Raw genomic sequence first — 19287 nt, forward strand, 5'->3', positions numbered from 1 at the left:
CTTCATCCCGCGAGACGGGATGAAGGTGGCCTTCATGCGCTCTCGCGGGACAACCAGCGCTGCAACGTCACCACGACGAGCAGGATGCCGCCGCTGACCACCGCCTGCCAGTTCGAGTTCAGCGAGCCCACCTGGTTGATCACGTTCTTGATCACCTGCAGCAGCAGGACGCCGACCAGCGTCCCCAGCACCGTTCCGGCGCCGCCGGTGAGTAGCGTGCCGCCCAGCACGACCGCCGAGATGACCTCCAGCTCCATGCCAACGCCGAGCACGGTCACGCCGGACGAGGTGTACGACGCGATCAGCAACCCGCCCAGCCCGGCCAGCAGCCCGGACACCAGGTAGGTAATCACCTTCGTGCGCACCACCGGGAGACCCATCAGGTCGGCCGCGTCCTCCTGACCGCCGATGGCGAGCACCGTCGACCCGTAGGACGTGCGGTGCAGCACCAGCGCGCCGAGCGCGAACGCGATCACCACCAGCCAGATCGGGTAGCCGATCCCGAACAGGCTGCCCTGCGCCAGCTCACGGAAACCCGAGTCCGGCGGCACCTTGTAGGTGGTCGCGCCCTCGTCGGTGATCAGCAGCAGCACGCCGCGCCCGAGCAGCAGCCCGGCCAGGGTGACGATGAACGGCGGCAGCCCGCCGCGCGCGATCACCAGGCCCTGCACCAGCCCGATCAGACCGCACACGCCCAGCGGCAGCAGCACCGCCACCAGCGGCCCGTACTGCGAACCCCACGCGGCCAGCACACCGCCCAGCGCGAACACCGACCCGACGGACAGGTCGATGCCGCCGGTCATGATCACGAACGTCATGCCAGCGCCACCACGGCGAGGAACGACGCCTGCAACGCGATGTTGGTCAGGTTGGCCGCGGTGCCGAACGAGTCGAACGCGAACGTCGACCCGACCACGGCCAGCACCAGGATCACCAGCGCGCCCTGCCGCTGCACGCTGCGGGCGAGCCGGACCCTGGCGACCTGCCCCGCCGGTGTGCTCACGGTCGAGGTCGTCACGTCCGCCTCCCCTTGCCCAGCTGCACGTACACCGCCGCCACGACGATCACCGCCTGCGCGACCTGCGCGGTCGAGTCGGGGATGTTGTGGAAGATCAGCGTCGCCGTGATCAGCTGCATCAGCAGCGCGCCGGCGATCGTGCCCGCGACCCGCACCTGCCCGCCGGACAGCGGGGTCCCGCCGATCACCACGGCGGTGATCGCGGACAGCTCGACCAGCAGCCCGAGCTTGGTCGGGTCGCTGGCCTGCGACCGGGCCGCCATCAGCACCCCGGCCAGCGCCGCCAGCAGTCCACAGAGGACATACGTGGTGACCAGCACCCGGCCGACCGGCAGGCCGGCCAGCTCGGCGGCCTTCCGGTTGCCGCCGATGGCCACCAGCTGCCTGCCGTAGGTCGTGCGCCGCACGGCGAACCAGCTCGCCAGCGCGATCACCGCGGCGATCAGCACCACGTACGGAACACCGAGCACCGAGCCGGAGCCGAGTTCGACGATGCCGGGGTCGCGGATGCTCTTGATCTCCCCGCCGAACACGTTGGCCAGCCCGCGCCCGGCGACCATGATGCCGAGCGTGGCGATGATCGGCTGCACACCGACCTTCGCCACCAGGAACCCGGCGATCAGCCCGGTGACCACCCCGGCCAGCATCCCGATCAGCACCGCGGCGACCGTGCCGTAGCCGATGTAGAGCGGGATGAGCGCCGCGGCCAGTGCCATCACGGCGCCGACCGACAGGTCGATGCCCTTGGTGCCGATCACCAGCGCCATGCCCAGCGCCACGACGAGCACCGGCGCGACCTGGATCAGCTGCAGCCGCAGCGTGTCCGGGGTGAGGAAGTTGTCGGTGACGAACACGTTGACCAGCACCAGCAACGCCAGCGCGACGTAGACACCGTTGCGCCGCACCCAGTCGCCGTCCAACCGGCGCGTCCGGGGTGGCACGGGTTCGGGCGGTTCCACCCGCTCGGGAACGACCACCTGCTCACTCATCCTTCGTACCCCCGCCCGCGAGCGCCGCCAGCAGCCGCGCGCTGGTCAGCCGGTCCGCGGCCAGTTCCTCCTGCACGGACCCGCTGCGCAGCACCACGATCCGGTCCGCGCCCTCGACCAGCTCGTCCATCTCGCTGGAGATCAGCACGACCGCCAGCCCCTGCTCAGCCAGCTCGTCGATCAGCGCCTGCACCTCGGCCTTCGCACCGATGTCGATGCCCCGCGTCGGCTCGTCGAGCAGGAACACCTTCGGCTCAGTGCACAGCCAGCGGGCCAGCAGCACCTTCTGCTGGTTGCCGCCGGACAGCTCGCGGACCTTCTGCGCCGGACTGGACGCCTTGATCCGCAGCCGGGTCATGAACGTCTCCACCAGGGCGTCGATCCGCCGTCCGGACACCAGCCCGGCGCGGGCGAACCGGGGCAGCACGGCCAGCGCGATGTTCTCCCGCACCGACAGGTCCGGGATGATGCCCTCGCCCTTGCGGTCCTCCGACAGCAGCGCCACCCCGGCGGCCAGCGCGTGCCGGACCGATCCTGTCCGCACCCGCGTGCCACCCACGGTCACCGACCCGGCCTGCGCGGGCAGCACACCGTAGACGGCCTTGACCGTCTCGCTGCGTCCCGAGCCGAGCAGCCCGCCGAGCCCGACCACCTCACCGGGCCGCACCGTCAGCCCGACGCCGTCCAGCCGGTGCCGTACCGACAGCCCGGACACCGACAGCACCGGCTCACCGGACCGCTTGTGCGTGTCGCCGAACTCGGTGGCACCGTCCCGCTCGACCTCGCCGATCTCGCGGCCGAGCATGTGTGCCACCAGCTCGACCCGGCCGAGCCCGGCCATCGGGCCGGTGTGCACGCGCCTGCCGTCACGCAGGATCGTGACGTTGTCGCACAGTTCCCACAGTTCCTCCAGGCGGTGCGACACGAACACCAGCCCGACGCCACGGTCACGCAGGGTCCTGGCCACCTCGAACAGGGTGGCGACCTCCCTGGCCTCCAGCGACGACGTCGGCTCGTCCATGATCACCACGCGGCTGTCCACCGACATGGCCCGCGCCAGCGCGACCATCTGCTGGACGCCGAGGCCGAGCGTGCCCAGCTCGGCGGTGACGTCCAGGTCGAGCCCGAGCGAGCCGGTCAGCTCGGCGGCCCGGCGGTTCATCGCGGGCACGTCGATCAGCCCGAACCGCCCGCGGGGCTCCCTGCCCAGGAAAATGTTGCGTGCCACCGACAGCAGCGGCACCAGGTTGACCTCCTGGTAGATCGTGGAGATCCCGGCCTGCTGGGCCGCCGCCGGGCGGGGGAAGTCCACCGCCCGCCCGGCGAAGAACACCTGGCCGCCGTCGGGCCGGTGCACCCCGGTGAGCACCTTGATCAGCGTGGACTTGCCCGCGCCGTTCTCTCCGACCAGCGCGTGGATCTCCCCTGGTGCGAGGGAGAAGTCCACGCCCCGGAGGGCGTGCACCCCGCCGAACGACTTGGTGACGCCCTCCGTGCGCAGCACGGCTTGCTCAGAACGCATTGGCGAGGTTCTGTGCCGCGTTGTCCCGGTTGTACTCGTCGTCCTCGATGATGACGTTGGCCGGGATCGGCTCGCCGTTCAGGAACTTCTGCGCCGTCTGGAACGACAGCGGGCCGAACCGCGGGTTCGACTCGATGACGGCGTTGATCTTGCCGTCGACGATGGCCTGCACGGCGTTGCGGGTGCCGTCGATGGAGACGATCTTGATGTCCTCACCGGGGCGCTTGCCGGCCGCCTGTACCGCGGTGACCGCGCCCAGCGCCATCTCGTCGTTGTGCGCGTAGATGGCGGTAATCCCGGGGTTGGCCTGGATCAGCTGCTCGGCGACGGCCTGACCGCGTTCCCTGGCGAAGTTGCCGGTCTGCTCGGCGACGATCTCCAGCCCGGGATGCTTGGCCTTGACCTGCTCCTTGAAGCCGGAGTTGCGGTCGTCGGTCACGTTGTTGCCCGACGACCCCAGCAGCACGGCCACCTTCGCGGTGCCGCCGGTGGCCTTGGCCAGCGCGTCGGCGGCCCGCCTGCCCTGGTCCTTGAAGTCCGAGCCGAGGAAGGCGACGTAGTCGACGCAGTGCTGGTTGGTCACCTTCCGGTCGATGGTCAGCACCGGCACGCCCTTGGCCTTGGCCGCGGCCAGCGCCGGGTCGAGGCCGTCGGAGTTCACCGGCGCCACGATCAGGAACTTGACGTTCTTGGCCAGCAGATCCTGGATATCGGCGATCTGCTTGGGCAGCTCGTTGTTGGCGTTGGTCACCAGCAGGTTGACGCCCTGCTCCTTGGCCGCGGCCTGCAGCGAGGCGGTCTCCGCCGCGCGGAACGCCGCCGTGTCCGGTTCGGACTGGGAGAACCCGACCGTCGCGCCCTTCAGGTCGAACTTCTGGGCGCCGTACTTCTGCAGGGTGCAGCCCTCACCGGCGGGCTGCGGGTCCTGCTTGACCACCTGGCCGTCGCCCGCGCCGGGAGCGGGCGCCTGCCCGCCCGGCGCGGCGGAGTCGCCGGGGTTGGTGCAGGCGGCCAGGGCCAGCCCGGCGATGGCCAGGCCGGCCAGCGCCCGTCTCTTCGCTGTTGTCATGTGCGTTTCTCCTTGCTCGCAAGAACTACGGCCGGGTGGCCAGGGTGGCGACCTCGTGGTCGGTCAGCGCCCGGTCGAACAGCCGGACGTCGTCGACCGCGCCGCGGAGGTGGTCGACCTGGTTGCCGCCGTACTGCGCGCGGCCGATCACGGTCGGGCCGTTCGACGAGTCGGCGACGCACGAGCTGCGCGTGTCGACCTTGCGGCCGTCGACGTAGAGCGACACGGTGCCCGCCTTGGCGTCCCGCACGCCGGTCAGGTGGTACCAGCGGCCCGGCTCCGGCTTCTCCGGCGAGATCGCCCGCAGCCCGACGAAGCTCATCGCCCAGCGCTGGTCCTGACCGGAGTACTGCAGGAAGAACGCGCTGTTGCTGCTGGAGTCCTGGCTGACGACGGTCTGGAAGCCGCCGTCGGCGACGTCCAGCTTCGCCCACGCCGACACGCTGTAGCTGCTGCCGGTGTTCAGCAGCGGCTTGCCGGTGTCGGCCTGGCCGTTGCCGTTGAACGTGACGGCGCCGCCGTCGACACCCGCGGTCCAGCCGGCGTTGGTCAGCCGCGCGTCCGCGTCACCGACGGCGTCGGTGGCGGTGGTGCCGCTGCCCTCGTCGAACCGGTAGGCGTGCACGCCGTCGATGCCGGGGGTACCCGGACCGGGGTCGGGTGCGCCCGTCCCGCTGCCGTCGGCCTTGCGGATGATCTCCTCGTTGATGGCCTTGACCTGGCCGAAGTCCATCTTCGCCACCTGCCGGTCGTAGGTGAAGAAGCCGTTGACCTCGTGTTCCACGTCGGTGATCTGGGTGTAGATGGCGCCACCGATGCCGCAGCGCTGGGCGGCGGTCAGCACGTCGCGCTGGTTGGCGACGTAGGCCCGGGTGAGCGCGGCCTTGTCCGGCAGCAGCTCGCCGTAGCCGTGGCCCTCGCCGAACCACATGTGGCCCTCGATCTCCAGGCCGTAGCCGCCGTGCTCGCCGTCGATGGACGAGCGGCGCTCGTCCGGCACCGGGGTGGCCGGGCCGTGGTAGGCGTGCCAGTCGATCACGTCGCCCTTGCCGGAGTCGCCGAGCGAGTCGCAGCAGTTCACGCCGCTGTGGGCGTTGACCAGCCGGGTCGGGTCCTGGCGTTTGATGTCGTCGGCGATGCGGCCGGTGGCCTCGCGCGACCACTCGCCCCAGCCCTCGTTGAACGGCACCCAGCCGATGACCGAGGTCCAGTTCTTCTTCTGCTCGATCATCTCGTGCAGTTCGGCCTCCCACTTGACGGTCGCCTCGTGCGGGGGCCGCTCCTTGCCGTTCTCCATCGACGGCATGTCCTGCCACACCATGAGGCCGAGCCGGTCGGCGTGGTAGTACCAGCGGTCCGGTTCGGTCTTGATGTGCTTGCGCACGGTGTTGAAGCCGAGCTTCTTGTGCTGTTCGAGGTCGAACGCGAGCGCGGCGTCGGTCGGCGCGGTGTAGATGCCGTCCGGCCAGTAGCCCTGGTCCAAAGTGGACATCAGGAAGGTGATCTTGCCGTTCAGCGTGAGCCGGAGCTTGCCGTCCTTGCCCTTGGCCTGGCCGATCTCACGCATGCCGAAGTACGAGCTGACCTTGTCCACCGGCTTGCCGCCGTCACGCAGGACGACCTCCAGGTCGTACAGGTGCGGCGAGTCCGGCGACCACAGCTTGGCGTTGGGCACCCGCACGGTGATCGGCTTGTTCACCGGCCCGCGGGTGCGGGTGACGACGCGGTTGCCGTCGCGGACGACGACCTCGGCCATCATCTCCCGGTCGCCCGCGGCCTTGACGGTGAGGCCGAGCGTGGAGGTGTCGATGTCGGGCACCATGCCCAGCTCGGTGACGTGGCCGGCGGACACCGGCTCCATCCACACCGTCTGCCAGATGCCCGACGCGCTCTCGTAGAAGATCCCGCGGTCAGGCACCCTGCGCTGCTTGCCGATGGCCTGCCATTCGGCGTCGGTACGGTCGGTGACCCCGACGATGACCTCCTGGTCGGCGCCGGGCTTGAGGGCGTCGGTGATGTCGGCGGAGAACGCGCCATAGCCGCCGGAGTGCTCGGCGACCTTGCGGCCGTTGACGTAGACCACCGCGCTGTGGTCGACGGCGCCGAAGTTCAGCTTGATCCGCTGGTCGCGCCAGTTGTCCGGCACGCTGACCGTGCGGCGGTACCACATGTGGTCGTCGTGCCTGCCGATGCCGGACAGGTCGGACTCGGCCGGGTAGGGCACCAGGATGCGTTCCGGCAGCGTACGGCCGACCGGCGGCGCCTCGCCCTGGGTCGCGGCGGCGAACTCCCACAGTCCGTTGAGGTTGCGCCATTCCTTGCGCACCAGCTGCGGGCGGGGGTACTCGGGAAGTGCGTTGTCCGGCGAGACCAGGTGGGTCCACGGGGTCGGCAGGCGTGGCTCCTTCGGCGCCCACTCGGGCGCGCTCGCCATCGCCGGGGAACCGGTCGTGAGCAGCAGCATCGCACTCACCAGGGACGCGGCGGCCAGTAGTGATCTGCGAACAGGTGACATCGTTGTCGACACCTCTCGGGGCGGCAGGGAGGCGTCAGCGGTCGCTGACGCCCACGAGCGCAGTCGCCCGGGTGTGCCGGCACGAACGGGTGACCCTCGATCGGTGACCTATTTCACGCAAGCAATCAACATTTGTCAACATATCCGACCATCATTACTCAGACATCAAACAAATCGACGAGCTTCCGTGACCTGGCGTCAGGGCACGTGAAGGCCACCTTCACCACGTGAGACGTAATGAAGGTGGCCTTCACGTGCGGGGGCGGGGCTCAGCGCAGGGACTTGACCGTCACGGTGAGCACGTCCGGGTCACCGGCCCGTACCGCGCCGCTGAAGTCCGGGCCGCCGGTGGCGGTCACGTCGTCGTACGGGAAGGCGTACCCGCGGTTGTCCGGCAGCAGTTCGTGCACGATCCGCGCGTAGTGGTTGGTCGCCGGCGTGCGGTAGAACTGGTCCGGTTTCTCGCCGTTGGGCTGGTCGGCGTTGGCCAGCAACGTCGTGCGGTTCAGCGCCGCGGCCAGCCGGGGAATGAGCGCCTTGCGCAGGTCGCTCGCACCGCCGAGGGAGAACGGGCCGCTGTCGCAGCTGAAGATGTCGGCCGTGCTGGGCTTGGCGAAACCCTCGCTGCCCAGCCGCAGCTGGCCGTCACCGCCGACCCTGCCGGTCAGCACACCGAAGCTGGCCTGGGTGTCGACCTTCAGGTCGGTGCCGCGGTACTTGTTCCACACCTCGTCGACGTAACCGCCGAGGTAGTTGCCGAACTCGCCCGCCTTGTAGTGCGCGCTCATCGCCCGCAGCGGCTGGCCGCCCGCCCGCTGCACCAGGCTGCCCCACGGCGCGCCGTCGCGGCCCGCCTGCTCCTCCAGCCGCGTCACCAGGCTGCCCAGCGCGCCGGCGGGCAGGCCGGGGACGGTTTCCGTCTTCCCCGACGCCGTCCGCAACGACAACCCGAGCGGCGCGGCGACGAAGTCGACATAGCTGATGTTGGCGAACAGCTCCGCCTCGTTGAACGTGAACTCCGCGAACGTCCAGTTCCTGGCGAAGTTCGGGTCGCCGGTGTTGAGGAAGCTCGGGTGCACGACGTGCGGACCGGGGTTGACGAAGAAGCTCAGCTTCTCCCCTGTCACCACGTAGATCCGCGCGCCGTACATGCGAGGCACCGACACGGTGGTCGTGCTGCCCTGCCCGCCGAGGGGAATCGAGCAGTCCTCCGGCAACGGCGTCACCGGGGCACCCGGCGAGGGCGGGTAGTACGAGCTGCCGTTGGGCCGCACGAACAGTGGTTTCCCACCGGACAGCCCGGTCACGTAGGCGAAAGCCGTGTTCGAACCCGAGTTGTTGACCAGGGCGAGTCTGAACGTCTCGGGCGTCTGGGCGGAGGCGGACAGCCTGGCCAGTGCGGGGACTGCCAGCGCCGCGGCGGACGCACCGAGGAAGGTACGGCGAGAGATCATGGCTGCTCCTCGACGTTGAGGGGACCGTTGCTCGCTGTCGCAGCGTGGTTCAGACCACTGAATTTGTCAACGGTGACAACAAACCCGCCCGAGCCGTTCTCCGGGCACACCGGATCGACGCTCGTGCGCACCCCGCTCACCAGCGCTGACGCGAGCCTGCCCGGTGCGTCTGAAGGAATTCTCCACGGCCCATGTCACCCGGCTGGCCTACAGCGAACGCAGGTACTCGGCGAACCGCTCCAGGCCGTCCACCACCCGGGGACCGCTGATGCCCTCGTTGTAGTCCAGGACGAAGAACCGGTTGCCGACGACCGCGGGCAGGCTCGCCGTCGTCGGCGACTCCTTCAGGAACTTGATCTTCTCCGCGGCCGGCTTGTCGCCGTAGTCGAGGATGACGATCACCTCCGGCTGCGCCCGCACCACCGGCTCCCAGCCGACCTTCGTCCACCGGGCGTCCAGCCCGGCGAAGATGTTGCGGCCACCGGCGAAGGAGATGATGTCGTTGGGCGGCACCTGGTTGCCCGCCGTCGCGGCCTGGTCGGTGCCCGAGTCGTAGAGGAACACCGGCACGGCCCGGTCCTTCGGCGCGCGGGCCCGCACCGCGTCGACCCGGCCGCGTAGCCCGGCCACCACCTGCGCCGCCCGCTCGGGGACACCGAAGATCGCGCCGAGGCGCTGCAGGTCGGTGTAGAGGGCGTCGAACGGTGCCTGACGTTCCGGGAAGCCGGGGTAGTTGAAGCAGGACTCGGTGTGCATGAAGCTCTGGATACCCAGCCCGTCCAGGATCGCCGGGGTGATCCCGCGCTGGTCGCTGAACCCGGAGTTCCAGCCCGCGACCACCAGGTCCGCCTTGGCCTGGACGACCTGCTCGCGGTTGAGCAGGTCGTCGCCGAGGAAGGTGATCTTGCGGTACTCCGCGGCGTACGGCGACCGTTCGACCGGCGGGTTGGCCGGCGGCATGACGTAGCCGTGCACGTGGTCGGTCAGGCCCAGCGCGAACAGCTTGTCCGCGCTGCCCGCCTCGTAGGCCACCGCACGTTTCGGTGTGGTGTAACGGACCTGCTCGCCACAGCGCTGCACGGTGACGGCGCCGTCCTGCGCGCCGGGCTCCACCGTGGCACCGCAGCCGCCCAGCACCAGCACCGCCGCCAGCGCGATCGCACGTCTCATCGGGTCTTCGCCTCCAGGGTCTCGGGAAGGGTGTAGAGCAGTTGCGGGACACCGGTTTCCGGATGCTCGACGACGGACGCGGCCACGCCGAACACCTCCCGCACCAGGTCGGTGGTCAGCACCTCACGCGGGCTGCCGACGGTGACCAGCGCACCGCCGGACAGCACGCCGAGGCGGTCGCAGGCCGCGGCCGCCAGGTTGAGGTCGTGCAGCACCACCAGCACGGTCAGCCCGGTCCGGCGCAGCAGGCCGAGCAGGCCCAGCTGGTGGTGGACGTCGAGATGGTTGGTGGGTTCGTCGAGCACCAGCACCGACGGCTCCTGCGCCAGCGCCCTGGCGACGAGCACCCGCTGCCGCTCGCCGCCGGACAGGGTGAGCACACCCCGGCCGGCCAGGTGGGCCACGTCCATCCGCGCCATGGCGTCCGCGCACAGTTCGCGGTCGCGCTCGCCGAGCGGCTGGTTGCCGCGCAGGTGCGGGGTCCGGCCCAGCGCCACCATCTCCGCGACGGTGAAGTCCAGGCCGGAGCCGTTCTCCTGGGCTACGGCCGCGACCGACCGCGCGGCGTCCCGCAGCCGCAGTGCCGACAGTTCGGTGTCGCCCAGCCACACCGCTCCCCCGGCGGGCCGCAGCGCGCGGTACACGCAGCGCAGGGCGGTCGACTTGCCGGAACCGTTGGGCCCCACCAGTCCCACCACCCGGCCGGACGGGACGTCCAGGCTCAGCTCACGCAGGATCCGCCTGCCACCGAGTTCGACCGTGAGCCGGTCCAGCCGCAAGTCCATCACCGGCCTCCGAACAGGTATCCGCGGCGGCGCAGCAGGAACACGAACACGGGCACGCCGACCAGCGCGGTGACCACCCCGAGCGGCAGTTCCCTCGGTGCCACCAGGGTGCGCGACACCAGGTCGGCACACACCAGGAACACCGCGCCCAGCGGCGGCGCGATCGCCAGCACCCTGGCGTGTCCCGACCCGGCCAGCAGCCGCACCAGGTGCGGGATCACCAGCCCGACGAACCCGACCGCACCGCTGACCGCGACCGCCGCGCCGGTCAGCACCGCGGTCAGCACGTAGAGGATCCGGCGCAGCACCACGCCGTCGACGCCGAGCCCGGCCGCCGTCTCGTCGCCGAGGGAGAGCACGTCCAGGCTCCGCGACCGCCGGTGCAGCAGTCCGTAGGCGAGGACGAACACCACCGCGAGCACCGGCAGCGAGCCCCAGGTCGCCCCGCCGACGCCACCCATCGTCCAGTACAGGACCGTCGCGGTGGCCTCGCCGTCGGGCACCAGGTAGATGATCACGCTCAGCACCGCCTGGAATCCCAGCGCCAGCGCGACGCCGGTGAGCACCAGGCGCAACGGGCTGGCCGACCCGGACACGGCGTACACCAGTGCCGACGCGCCCAGCGCGCCGAGGAAGGCCCCCGCCGACACCGCGTGCACGCCGAACGCCGCCAGCCCGCCGGACACGCTCACCGTGACCGCGCCGACCGAGGCACCCGAGGAGATGCCGAGCACGAACGGGTCGGCCAGCGCGTTGCGCACCATGGCCTGGATCGCCACCCCGACGAGGCTCAGTGCCGCGCCGACCAGCGCGGCCAGCAGGACCCGCGGGGTGCGGACCTGCCAGATGATCTGGTACTGGCTCAGCTCGGACGCGGGGATCCGGCCGCCGGTCAGCGCGGCCCACAGGTACCGCGCGGTGTCGGCGGGCGCGACCGGCGCCGGGCCGAGCCCGATGGCGAGCACCACGGCGGCCAGCAACACGACCAGCAGGACCGTTACCGGCACAGCGGTTCTGCGCTGTGTCAGGGACGTGCTCATGGCGGGGACCGGCTCCACTAATGTAATTGAATGTCGTTTTCGAGAACGAACGCTAGCACAGGGCGGTAGGCTCCGGTCATGGCTGAGCCTCGCGTTGTCGACCGTCCCGGTCCGGCCGATCTCGAACAGGCGTGGGAAGTGGTGGGCAAGCACCTGCGGCCCACCCCGGTCAGCACCGTCCACCCGCCCGGCACCCCCGCGATGACGCTGAAGCTGGAGAACCTCCAGCCCACCGGGGCGTTCAAGGTGCGGGGCGCGCTGGCCGCCCTGGCCGCGCTCGACCCGGACACCGAGGTGGTCACCGCGTCGGCCGGCAACCACGCGCTCGGCATCGCCCACGCCGCCACGGCGCTGGGCCGCCGCGCCACCGTGGTGACCGCGACGACGGCGTCACCGGCGAAGGTCGAGGCCATCCGCGCGTACGGCATCGACCTCGTGCAGGCCGGCACGTCCTACGACGACGCGGAAGCACACGCGCTGGACCTGGCCGCCCGCGGCGCCCGCTACGTGTCGGCCTACAACGACACCCACGTCATCGCGGGCCAGGCCACCATCGGCCGCGAGCTGGACACCCAGGTCGACGGCCCGCTGACGGTCGTGTGCGGCGTCGGTGGCGGCGGCATGGCCTCGGGCCTGGCGTTGTGGGCCGCGGGCCGCGACGACGTCCGCGTGGTCGGCGTCGAGGCCGCCGCGTCCACCGCGACCTCGGCCTCGGTCGCCGCCGGGACGGTGGTCGACGTCGAGATCGGCGACACGATCGCCGACGGGCTCGCCGGCGGCATCGAGCCCGGCAGCGTCACCGTGCCGATCCTCGCCGAGCTGGGCGTCGAGCTGATCACCGTGACCGAGGACGAGCTGCGTACCGGCCTGCGGTACCTGGCCGGCGCCCGCAACGTGCTCGCCGAGGGTGCGGGCGCCGCGGCCGCCGCGGCGGTCCTGGCCGGCAAGGTCGAGCCGTCCGGCACCGTGGTGGCGGTGGTGTCCGGCGGCAACATCGCGCTGCCGCTCCTGGCGGACGTGCTCGCCGGCTCGTGACCGGCAGGCGTCCAAGCACGTGAAGGCCACCTTCATTACGTGAGACGTGGTGAAGGTGGCCTTCACGTGCTTTGGGGCGTTGTGACCCGCCGGGGTCAGCCGGGTGCGGCGTTGAGCAGGTCGAGCGCGCTCTGCTGGCGGGCGGCGTCGGCCCGGTCGAACGGGCCCGCCCATCGCAGGCCGTAGGTGTTCAGGCTGGTGCGGCTGCGGGCGTGTGCCGAATCGGCCTGCCTGCGCAGGTAGGCGTCGTAGCGGCCGGACGACACCGCGTTGAGGCCGCCGAGGCCACGGGTGTAGATGCCTTTGAAACTCGGGCCGTCGACACCGCAGTCGCCGCCCTCGCACGGCTCCCGCAGGATGCCGCCGGGGTTGAGCGACTCCGCGGTGGTGGAGGCGTCGGCGAGGTCCCTGGCGCGGGTGAGCAGCGTGGCGTCGCCGGTGGCCCGGTGCATCTCGACGAGCCCGTCCAGGATGACGCCCTGGTTGTAGGTCCAGGCAGGCTGGCCGTTGTTGCGGCAGTCGGCGGTCAGGCCGTCGTTGATCAGCCGGGAGCCGTTGATCATGCCGCTGGCGGCGAACCACTGCCAGCCCGCGACGGCGCGCTGCCGGTACACCGTGTCGCCGGACATCCGGTTGTGCAGTGCGGCGTTGAGGTGAATGTACAGCTCGTTGGTGACGGCGTTCTTGTAGTTACGCGAGACGTGCCACCACACTCCCCCGCCACACGTCGAGTCCCAGTAGGCGGCCAGGTGGTCGGCGCCGATCCGCGCGGTATTCAGGTAGCGGGCGTCGCCGGTGAGGTCGTAGGCGGCGATCCAGGCCAGCCCCCACCAGCCGGTGTCGTCGAGGTAGTCGTTGCGGAACTCCCCGAGGTGCGCGGTGCGGTTGCGGTCGTAGGTGTTGGCGACGGCGTACCGGTAACTGTCCATTCCGGACACCCGGATGTTGTCGATGACCGCGTTGAGCGCGTTCGCGGAGTTCCACCAGCCGGTCGTACGGAACAGGCCGGTGCCCTGGTCGTAGAACTGCATCAGCGCGGTGGCCGCGGCGGTGCGCCGGTCCCAGGCGTTCCAGGTGCTGCGGGCCCACGCCGTGCACGCGATCGCCTGCTGCCCCGCCGGTTTCCCGCACGCCCGCAGCGCGCCGATCCCGCGGTTGGCCCAGTCGTCGACGTTGAACATCATGGTGCGCCACCCGGTCCGCCCGGCGGGAACCGCGGTCGCGCCCAGCCGGCTGCCCGACGCCCAGGTCTGCCCGCCGTCGAAGGACCGGTCCAGCCACACCTCGTCGCCCGCCGCGCCGCGGTCGGTGGTGGCCCAGCCCATCGAGTCGGTGTCGTCGATCAGCAGGGCGATGCGCCGCCCGGCGAGGTCGACGGTCACCGCCTGCCGCTGGTCCGGGGCGAGTGCCGGATCACGGGGTTCGCAGTGGCGGTTGCAGATCACCGCCGCTGCCTTCGGCTCCTGCGCTGCCGCCGGGGCCGCGCTCCCGACCGTGATCAGGGCAGCGAGCAACACCGATCTCCACATCGAGACCTCCAGTGCCGGGTTCGCGGCCGACACCGGGCCACGACCTCACGGTAGGTCCAGACCAGTTGGCAGAAAACAAACCTGTCCGTTACCGGACAATCGCTGCTGCGTTCAGCCCAACAGCCACAGCGGCGCCGTGGCCGCCCACGCCTGCGGTGAGCAGGCATGCGGGTAGGGCACCGGTGCCGCCACCTCGTCGTCACCGAAGCCCGCCAGAACCTCGGGCAGCCGGAAGCCGAAGTGCTCCGCGGCCCGCAGCAGCCCGCCGGCCAGCCGCTGCGCGTGCCCGGTCAGGCCGTACCCGGTCAGCCCGGCGACAGCCAGCGCGGTGTCGTGCGGCCATACCCCGCCCCGGTGGTAGGACAGCGGGTGGTACGGCCGCTGCCCGGCGGCCACGGTCCGCAGGCCCCAGCCGGTGAAGAATTCCGGCGACAGCAACCGGCCGGCCACCCCCTCGGCCTGCCGCCGGTCCAGGATTCCGCTCCACAGCAGGTGCCCGGCGTTCGACGCGAGCAGGTCGACGCGGCGGCCCGCACCGTCCAGCGCGAGCGCCGGGAAGTCCCGCTCCGGCAACCAGAAGTCCTCGGCGAACCGGTCTCGCAGGTCTTCGGCGTACCCGGTCAGCTCATCGGCGTAGGCCCGGTCCCGCCAGACGTCCCTGGCCACCTTCGCGACGGCCCGCAGGCCCCGGTAGGCGTAGCCCTGCGCCTCGGCGACGGCGATCGGGCCCTCGGCCGGCTCACCGGAGGCGAACACGATCGAGTCCGCCGAGTCCTTCCAGCAGTGGTGGACCAGGCCCGGCCCGTCGGTCCGGTAGGTCAGGTAGCCCGCGCCCACGCCACGCAGCACCCAGCCGGCCGCCGCCCGCGCAGCGGCTTCCAGTTCCGCGGCCAGTGCGGCGTCGCCGCATTCGCCCAGCAGGATCAGGAACAGCGGGGTCGCGTCGACGGTTCCGTAGAACCGCTCGAACGGCACCTGGCCGAACCGGCTCAGCTCCCCGGCACGGACCTCGTGCACGATCCGCCCCGGCTCCTCGCAGCGCGCCGGGTCCACCCGGGTGCCCTGGCAGGCGGCCAGCGCCCGCAGGACACCGGCGGCCAGGTCCCGGTTGCACGGCAGCGCGGCCAGTGCCGTGATCAGGCTGTCCCTGCCGAACAACGTCAGGAACCACGGCGCGCCCGCCCCGGGCACCTGTTCCCGCCCGGCGGGGATCATCAGCGTCGCCAGGTCGTCGAGTCCACTGTGGACCGCGCGGCGCAGTACCGGGTCGTCGATGGCGGGCAGCGCGAAGCCGGCGACCACGCGGTCCAGGTCCGCCTGCCGTGCAGCCACCACGGCGTCCACGTCCGCCGCGGCGCCGCCCGCCGACACCCGCACGGTCAGCTCGGCCTGCTCGTGCGGCTCCAGCTCGGCCTGCCACAGCACGCCGCGGCGATCGCAGCGGCCCGGCCCGCCCGGCGTCACGACGGTCCGCTTCGCGTAGGACTCCCGCCGGTACCGCAACACCAGCGACCCGTCCTCGACGGCGGTCTGCCGCACGGCGCCGGGCTTGGCGTACTCGGCCGAGCCCCGCAGCTCGAACTGGTCGGCGAAGTCGGCGGAGACCTCGTAGCGGATCTCCACCACCGCGGCCTCGGCACGCAGGTTGCGTATCCGCAGCCGCTCGGCCAGGCCGGACGCGTCGAGGGCCTGGGTGCGGACCAGCACGTACGGCGGCGGCTCACCCCGCCGCGCGGGCGGGGCCAGCACGGTTTCCGCCGACACGGCCGTCCGGGTCACCGTGAGCGGCCGCAGCCGCCTGCCGTCCACCCGCAGCTCCCAGGTGGCCAGGTGCCGGGTGTCGGCGACGAACAGGCCCTCGCCCGACCCCGGCGGGACGTCCCCGGCGTCGTCGGTCACCAGGAACGTGGTCCCCGCGACGAGCACTGCCGGTCACCCCTTCCCCGAGTCGAGCAGATCCAGTGTCACCGCGGCACTCCAGCTGAAGTCGCGGGCGCCGCGGCCGTGCCCGGTCAGCGGGTCGAGGTACTCCCGGAACCCCGCCCGCGCCGCCGCCCGCACCAGCGCCGCCCGGACGGTGTCCGCGACGCCGGTCGCGCCGTGCAGCCGCAGGCCGCGCCACAGCAGCCAGCCGATGTTGAACCACGCCGGGCCACGCCAGTAGCGGCTGGTGTCGAACAACGCGTCGGTACGGTCGTAGCTGGGCGGCAGGCCGGTCTCCCCGATGCGGAACCGGTCGCCGACGGCCGTGCGCACCAGCGCGTCGGCCACCGGCAGCCCCGGCACCACCAGCGGGACGAGCCCGGCGACGCTGCCTGCCCGCAGCGACTGTCCGGTGTGGACGTCGCGGGCGTGGAGCAGGCCGTCGCCCTCGTCGAACAGCCACTCGACCATCGCCTCCCGCAACCGCTTCAGCTCGGCGTGGTGCGGTGCCGGGTCGGCGCCCACCTCGGCGGCGATGTCGGCCAGCGCGGCCTCCGCCGCGGCCAGCAGCGCGTTGGTCAGCGGGTCCTGCACGGCGAACGCCGGTATGGCCGGGCCGTCGGCGTAGCCGTGGTCGCGGTAGTCCGCGGCCAGCCGGACGTACCGGCCGTAGTCGGTGTCGGTCGGCCGCTCCCCCGCGACTGCGTGCGCGAGGTCGGCCCGCCGGAACGACCCGGCGGGCAGCGGCTCCACCCGGCTCAGCGGACCGTCCCAGGCCGGGCTGTTGTCCATTCCGGACTCCCACGGGTGCACGATGGACACCAGACCACCGGTGCCCAGAGCCCGCCTGCCGGTCAGGTACCGGTGCCAGGCGACCAGCCGCGGGTACAGCCTGGCCAGGAATCCCCGCCGCCGGGCCAGTTCCGGGTCGGCGCGGAACGTCTCCCATGCCGCGATCGCGTGGACCGGCGGCTGGACCAGGCCGGACGTCGCCGGGTGCCGTACGCCGGTCACCGCGGCCGAACGCCAGAAGTCCGCGCCGGGAAAGTACGCCCCGGCCGGGGTGGCCCGGTCGAACACGATGTGCGGCACCCGCCCGTCCGGCCACTGCGCGCCGAACAGCGACTCCAGCTCACGCTGCGCCCGCCGGGGCGAGACGTGCCGCAGCCCGACGGCGATGAACGCGGAGTCCCAGCTCCACTGGTGCGGGTACAGGTCCGCGGCGGGAACCGTCGACTGGCCCTGCCAGTTCGCCAGCAGGACGCGGCTGGCCCGCTCGCGCAGCCCGGCCGTCACGACGCCCGCCGCAGGAACTCCGGCACGGCGGGCAGCACGGCCTCCGGCTCGCCGCGCAGGCGGCACTCCAGCACGAGGTAGCCCTCGTACCCGGCCGCCGCCAGCGCGCCCAGCATCGCCTGCCAATCGATGTGCCCGGTGCCCGGCTGGGCCCGGTTGGACTCGCTGACGTGCACGTGCCCGAGGTGCGGCGCCGCCCGCAGCAGTGCCGCCGCGGGGTCGTCCTCCTCGATGTTCATGTGGTAGGTGTCGGCGGCGATGCGCACCGACTCCTGGCCGGACAGCTCGATCAGCTCGGCGGCCTGATCGAGCCGGTTCACCATGTGGTCCTCGTACCGGTTGAGCGGTTCCAGGTACAACCGCACGCCCTCGCGTGCCGCGTGCTCGCCCAGCTCGGCCAGGCCCGCGACCAGCACGGCCCGGTCGCCCGCCTCGTCGCGGGGCGGCTGGAACGGCGGCAACCTGCGGGAGAACATCCCGTAGGAAGCCGGTGTCATGACCCCCTCGCCGCCGATCTCGGCCACAGTGGACAGTTGGGACTTGAGCTGCGCGATGGCGTCGGCCCGCTGATCCGCGTCGAACGCGCCGAAGAAGTGGTCCATCTCCACGCACACCGTCGGCATGACGACTCCGGCGGCCGCGGCGCGGCGCAGCTCGGGCAGGCGGTCGCGGAACGCGAAGTCACCCCGGCCCCGCAGCTCGATGGCGTCGAAGCCGGCGGACTGGGCGAACTCCCACTTGCGGACGAGGTCGTCGCCCGGGAGCAACTGCTCCTGGCAGCCGAAACGGGTCACCATCACTCCTGCTCGAAGTCGAGGACGATCTGCAGCGCGGCACCGGGGTCGGTGTCCAGCAACTCGTAGGCCTGCCCCACCCGCGACGGCGGCAGCAGGTGGCTGACCAGGGCCGCCGGGTCGACGGTGCCCCGCGCGCACTGCCGCAGGAACACCTCGTTCAGCCTGGGCTGGTCCCAGCGGCCGGCCAGTCGTCCGGGCACGCCGCCGATCTGCGAGCTGACCAGCTCGACCCGGTTGTGATGGAACTCCTCGCCGAGCCGCAGGCCGATGCCCTCACCCTGGTAGAACCCGGCCGCGACCACCCGGCCGCCGGGGCCGACGGTGCGGATGGCCTCCTGCAGGGCCGGATGCGATCCGCTCAGCTCGATGACGACGTCGGCACCGGCGCCGCCGTTCGCCTCGCGCACCCGCTCGGCCACGTCCTCCGCGGCCGGGTCGAGCGCCAGCAGCGCGCCCGCCTTCGCCGCCGCGGCCCGGCGGGCAGGCAGGGTGTCGACGGCGATCACCTCCACCCCGGCACAACCGCAGAGCTGGGTGGCCAGCAGGCCGATCACCCCCTGCCCGAAGATCGCCACCAGCTCGCCGAGGTTCGCCTGCGCGGCGAGCACGGCGTTCAGCGCCACCGCGCCGACCCTGGCGAACGAGGCGGCCAGCAGCGTGACGCCGTCCGGAACCGCGCGGACCTTCGCCGCGGGCAGCACCGCCTCGCTGCGATGTCCCCAGATCCCCCACACCGGATCGCCCGGCCGCAGCCCGCTGACGTCCGCGCCCACCTCGACGACCTGGCCTGCCTCCGAGTAGCCCCAGCCGACCAGCGGGTACCGCGGCGCCGCTTCGGCGCGTTCGCCGGTGAACAGCTTCCGTTCCGGATCCCAGGTCCGGGTCAGGTAGGGGTTGGTGCCCCGGTACGCGGTCAGCTCCGTCCCCGCGGAGATGCCGGAGAACCGGGTCCGCACGCGGACCTCACCGGGACCGACGGGCTCGGCCGGTACCTCGGCGAGTTCGACCTGCCGGGGCCCGGTGAACTGGACGACGCTCGGCACCCGGACCTCCTTCGCTCACGCTGCCTTACGGCCGACACTGTACATACTTCTGTCTTGTCGTCGGTCATAAGATCTGCTGTGATGTAGCCGCCTCGGCCCAAA

The 19287-nt window shown here is 71.8% G+C and carries 16 protein-coding genes; 1 reads left to right on the forward strand and 15 read right to left on the reverse strand.

Features of this window, described 5'->3' with window-relative positions; genetic code table 11:
• Positions 1 to 32 precede the first annotated feature (32 nt).
• The 10 genes from EWH70_RS11715 to EWH70_RS11755 all read right to left on the reverse strand — a co-directional run bounded on the left by EWH70_RS11715 (position 33) and on the right by EWH70_RS11755 (position 11562).
• Positions 33 to 818, reverse strand: a complete 786-nt coding sequence (locus tag EWH70_RS11715) for an ABC transporter permease (protein ID WP_240686937.1) — start codon at positions 816 to 818, stop codon at positions 33 to 35.
• Positions 815 to 1018 (reverse strand): hypothetical protein, encoded by a 204-nt coding sequence (locus tag EWH70_RS36150; protein WP_240686938.1) that lies wholly within the window; start codon positions 1016 to 1018, stop codon positions 815 to 817. The genes EWH70_RS11715 and EWH70_RS36150 overlap by 4 nt, the downstream gene beginning before the upstream one ends.
• The gene (locus tag EWH70_RS11720; RefSeq protein ID WP_130475349.1) at positions 1015 to 2007 is read right to left on the reverse strand and encodes an ABC transporter permease; all 993 of its coding nucleotides are present in this window, start codon (positions 2005 to 2007) and stop codon (positions 1015 to 1017) included. The genes EWH70_RS36150 and EWH70_RS11720 overlap by 4 nt, the downstream gene beginning before the upstream one ends.
• Positions 2000 to 3529, reverse strand: coding sequence for a sugar ABC transporter ATP-binding protein (locus tag EWH70_RS11725; RefSeq protein WP_130475350.1), 1530 nt, complete (start codon positions 3527 to 3529; stop codon positions 2000 to 2002). Before EWH70_RS11725 ends, EWH70_RS11720 begins: the two co-directional genes overlap by 8 nt.
• Positions 3519 to 4598 carry an ABC transporter substrate-binding protein gene (locus EWH70_RS11730; protein WP_130475351.1) on the reverse strand — a complete coding sequence of 360 codons (1080 nt, stop codon included), beginning with the start codon at positions 4596 to 4598 and terminating at the stop codon, positions 3519 to 3521. Before EWH70_RS11730 ends, EWH70_RS11725 begins: the two co-directional genes overlap by 11 nt.
• A gap of 25 nt (positions 4599 to 4623) precedes the next feature.
• Entirely contained in the window at positions 4624 to 7062 is a 2439-nt protein-coding gene (locus EWH70_RS11735; RefSeq protein ID WP_130475352.1) for a LamG-like jellyroll fold domain-containing protein, read from the reverse strand.
• A 320-nt stretch (positions 7063 to 7382) separates the two neighbouring features.
• Positions 7383 to 8567, reverse strand: coding sequence for a glycoside hydrolase family 64 protein (locus tag EWH70_RS11740; protein ID WP_130475353.1), 1185 nt, complete (start codon positions 8565 to 8567; stop codon positions 7383 to 7385).
• Positions 8568 to 8774: 207 nt separating this feature from the next.
• Positions 8775 to 9737: an ABC transporter substrate-binding protein gene (locus EWH70_RS11745; RefSeq protein ID WP_130475354.1), complete on the reverse strand. Its 963-nt coding sequence runs from the start codon at positions 9735 to 9737 to the stop codon at positions 8775 to 8777.
• The gene (locus EWH70_RS11750; protein WP_130475355.1) at positions 9734 to 10522 is read right to left on the reverse strand and encodes an ABC transporter ATP-binding protein; all 789 of its coding nucleotides are present in this window, start codon (positions 10520 to 10522) and stop codon (positions 9734 to 9736) included. The genes EWH70_RS11745 and EWH70_RS11750 overlap by 4 nt, the downstream gene beginning before the upstream one ends.
• Positions 10522 to 11562: a FecCD family ABC transporter permease gene (locus tag EWH70_RS11755; protein ID WP_130475356.1), complete on the reverse strand. Its 1041-nt coding sequence runs from the start codon at positions 11560 to 11562 to the stop codon at positions 10522 to 10524. The genes EWH70_RS11750 and EWH70_RS11755 overlap by 1 nt, the downstream gene beginning before the upstream one ends.
• A 78-nt stretch (positions 11563 to 11640) precedes the next feature.
• Between EWH70_RS11755 and EWH70_RS11760 the strand changes: the two genes are divergently transcribed.
• On the forward strand, positions 11641 to 12597 hold the full coding sequence (locus tag EWH70_RS11760) for a threonine ammonia-lyase (RefSeq protein WP_130475357.1): 957 nt from the start codon (positions 11641 to 11643) through the stop codon (positions 12595 to 12597).
• 95 nt (positions 12598 to 12692) lie between these two features.
• Here the strand turns inward: EWH70_RS11760 and EWH70_RS11765 are convergent, their stop codons facing one another.
• From EWH70_RS11765 to EWH70_RS11785, 5 genes are all read right to left on the reverse strand, one after another.
• Complete coding sequence (locus EWH70_RS11765; protein WP_240686939.1) at positions 12693 to 14159, reverse strand: glycoside hydrolase family 76 protein; 1467 nt, start codon at positions 14157 to 14159, stop codon at positions 12693 to 12695.
• Positions 14160 to 14237: 78 nt separating this feature from the next.
• A complete protein-coding gene (locus EWH70_RS11770; RefSeq protein WP_130475358.1) occupies positions 14238 to 16052 on the reverse strand; it encodes an amylo-alpha-1,6-glucosidase in 1815 nt (604 codons plus the stop codon).
• Positions 16053 to 16058: 6 nt separating this feature from the next.
• Complete coding sequence (locus EWH70_RS11775) at positions 16059 to 17345, reverse strand: MGH1-like glycoside hydrolase domain-containing protein (protein WP_130475359.1); 1287 nt, start codon at positions 17343 to 17345, stop codon at positions 16059 to 16061.
• The gene (locus tag EWH70_RS11780) at positions 17342 to 18142 is read right to left on the reverse strand and encodes a sugar phosphate isomerase/epimerase family protein (RefSeq protein WP_130475360.1); all 801 of its coding nucleotides are present in this window, start codon (positions 18140 to 18142) and stop codon (positions 17342 to 17344) included. Before EWH70_RS11780 ends, EWH70_RS11775 begins: the two co-directional genes overlap by 4 nt.
• Positions 18142 to 19185: a zinc-binding dehydrogenase gene (locus EWH70_RS11785; protein ID WP_130475361.1), complete on the reverse strand. Its 1044-nt coding sequence runs from the start codon at positions 19183 to 19185 to the stop codon at positions 18142 to 18144. The genes EWH70_RS11780 and EWH70_RS11785 overlap by 1 nt, the downstream gene beginning before the upstream one ends.
• Positions 19186 to 19287: the final 102 nt, after the last annotated feature.

Origin of the sequence: Amycolatopsis suaedae (genome assembly GCF_004214935.1) — a bacterium.
Classification (GTDB): domain Bacteria; phylum Actinomycetota; class Actinomycetes; order Mycobacteriales; family Pseudonocardiaceae; genus Amycolatopsis; species Amycolatopsis suaedae.

What these genes read in the sequence shown, in the direction of transcription:
- EWH70_RS11715 (WP_240686937.1), bottom strand. Translation starts at nt 818, where the DNA reads ATGACGTTCGTGATCATGACCGGCGGCATCGACCTGTCCGTCGGGTCG.
- EWH70_RS11720 (WP_130475349.1), bottom strand. Translation starts at nt 2,007, where the DNA reads ATGAGTGAGCAGGTGGTCGTTCCCGAGCGGGTGGAACCGCCCGAACCC.
- EWH70_RS11725 (WP_130475350.1), bottom strand. Translation starts at nt 3,529, where the DNA reads ATGCGTTCTGAGCAAGCCGTGCTGCGCACGGAGGGCGTCACCAAGTCG.
- EWH70_RS11730 (WP_130475351.1), bottom strand. Translation starts at nt 4,598, where the DNA reads ATGACAACAGCGAAGAGACGGGCGCTGGCCGGCCTGGCCATCGCCGGG.
- EWH70_RS11735 (WP_130475352.1), bottom strand. Translation starts at nt 7,062, where the DNA reads ATGCTGCTGCTCACGACCGGTTCCCCGGCGATGGCGAGCGCGCCCGAG.
- EWH70_RS11740 (WP_130475353.1), bottom strand. Translation starts at nt 8,567, where the DNA reads ATGATCTCTCGCCGTACCTTCCTCGGTGCGTCCGCCGCGGCGCTGGCA.
- EWH70_RS11745 (WP_130475354.1), bottom strand. Translation starts at nt 9,737, where the DNA reads ATGAGACGTGCGATCGCGCTGGCGGCGGTGCTGGTGCTGGGCGGCTGC.
- EWH70_RS11750 (WP_130475355.1), bottom strand. Translation starts at nt 10,522, where the DNA reads ATGGACTTGCGGCTGGACCGGCTCACGGTCGAACTCGGTGGCAGGCGG.
- EWH70_RS11755 (WP_130475356.1), bottom strand. Translation starts at nt 11,562, where the DNA reads ATGAGCACGTCCCTGACACAGCGCAGAACCGCTGTGCCGGTAACGGTC.
- EWH70_RS11760 (WP_130475357.1), top strand. Translation starts at nt 11,641, where the DNA reads ATGGCTGAGCCTCGCGTTGTCGACCGTCCCGGTCCGGCCGATCTCGAA.
- EWH70_RS11780 (WP_130475360.1), bottom strand. Translation starts at nt 18,142, where the DNA reads ATGGTGACCCGTTTCGGCTGCCAGGAGCAGTTGCTCCCGGGCGACGAC.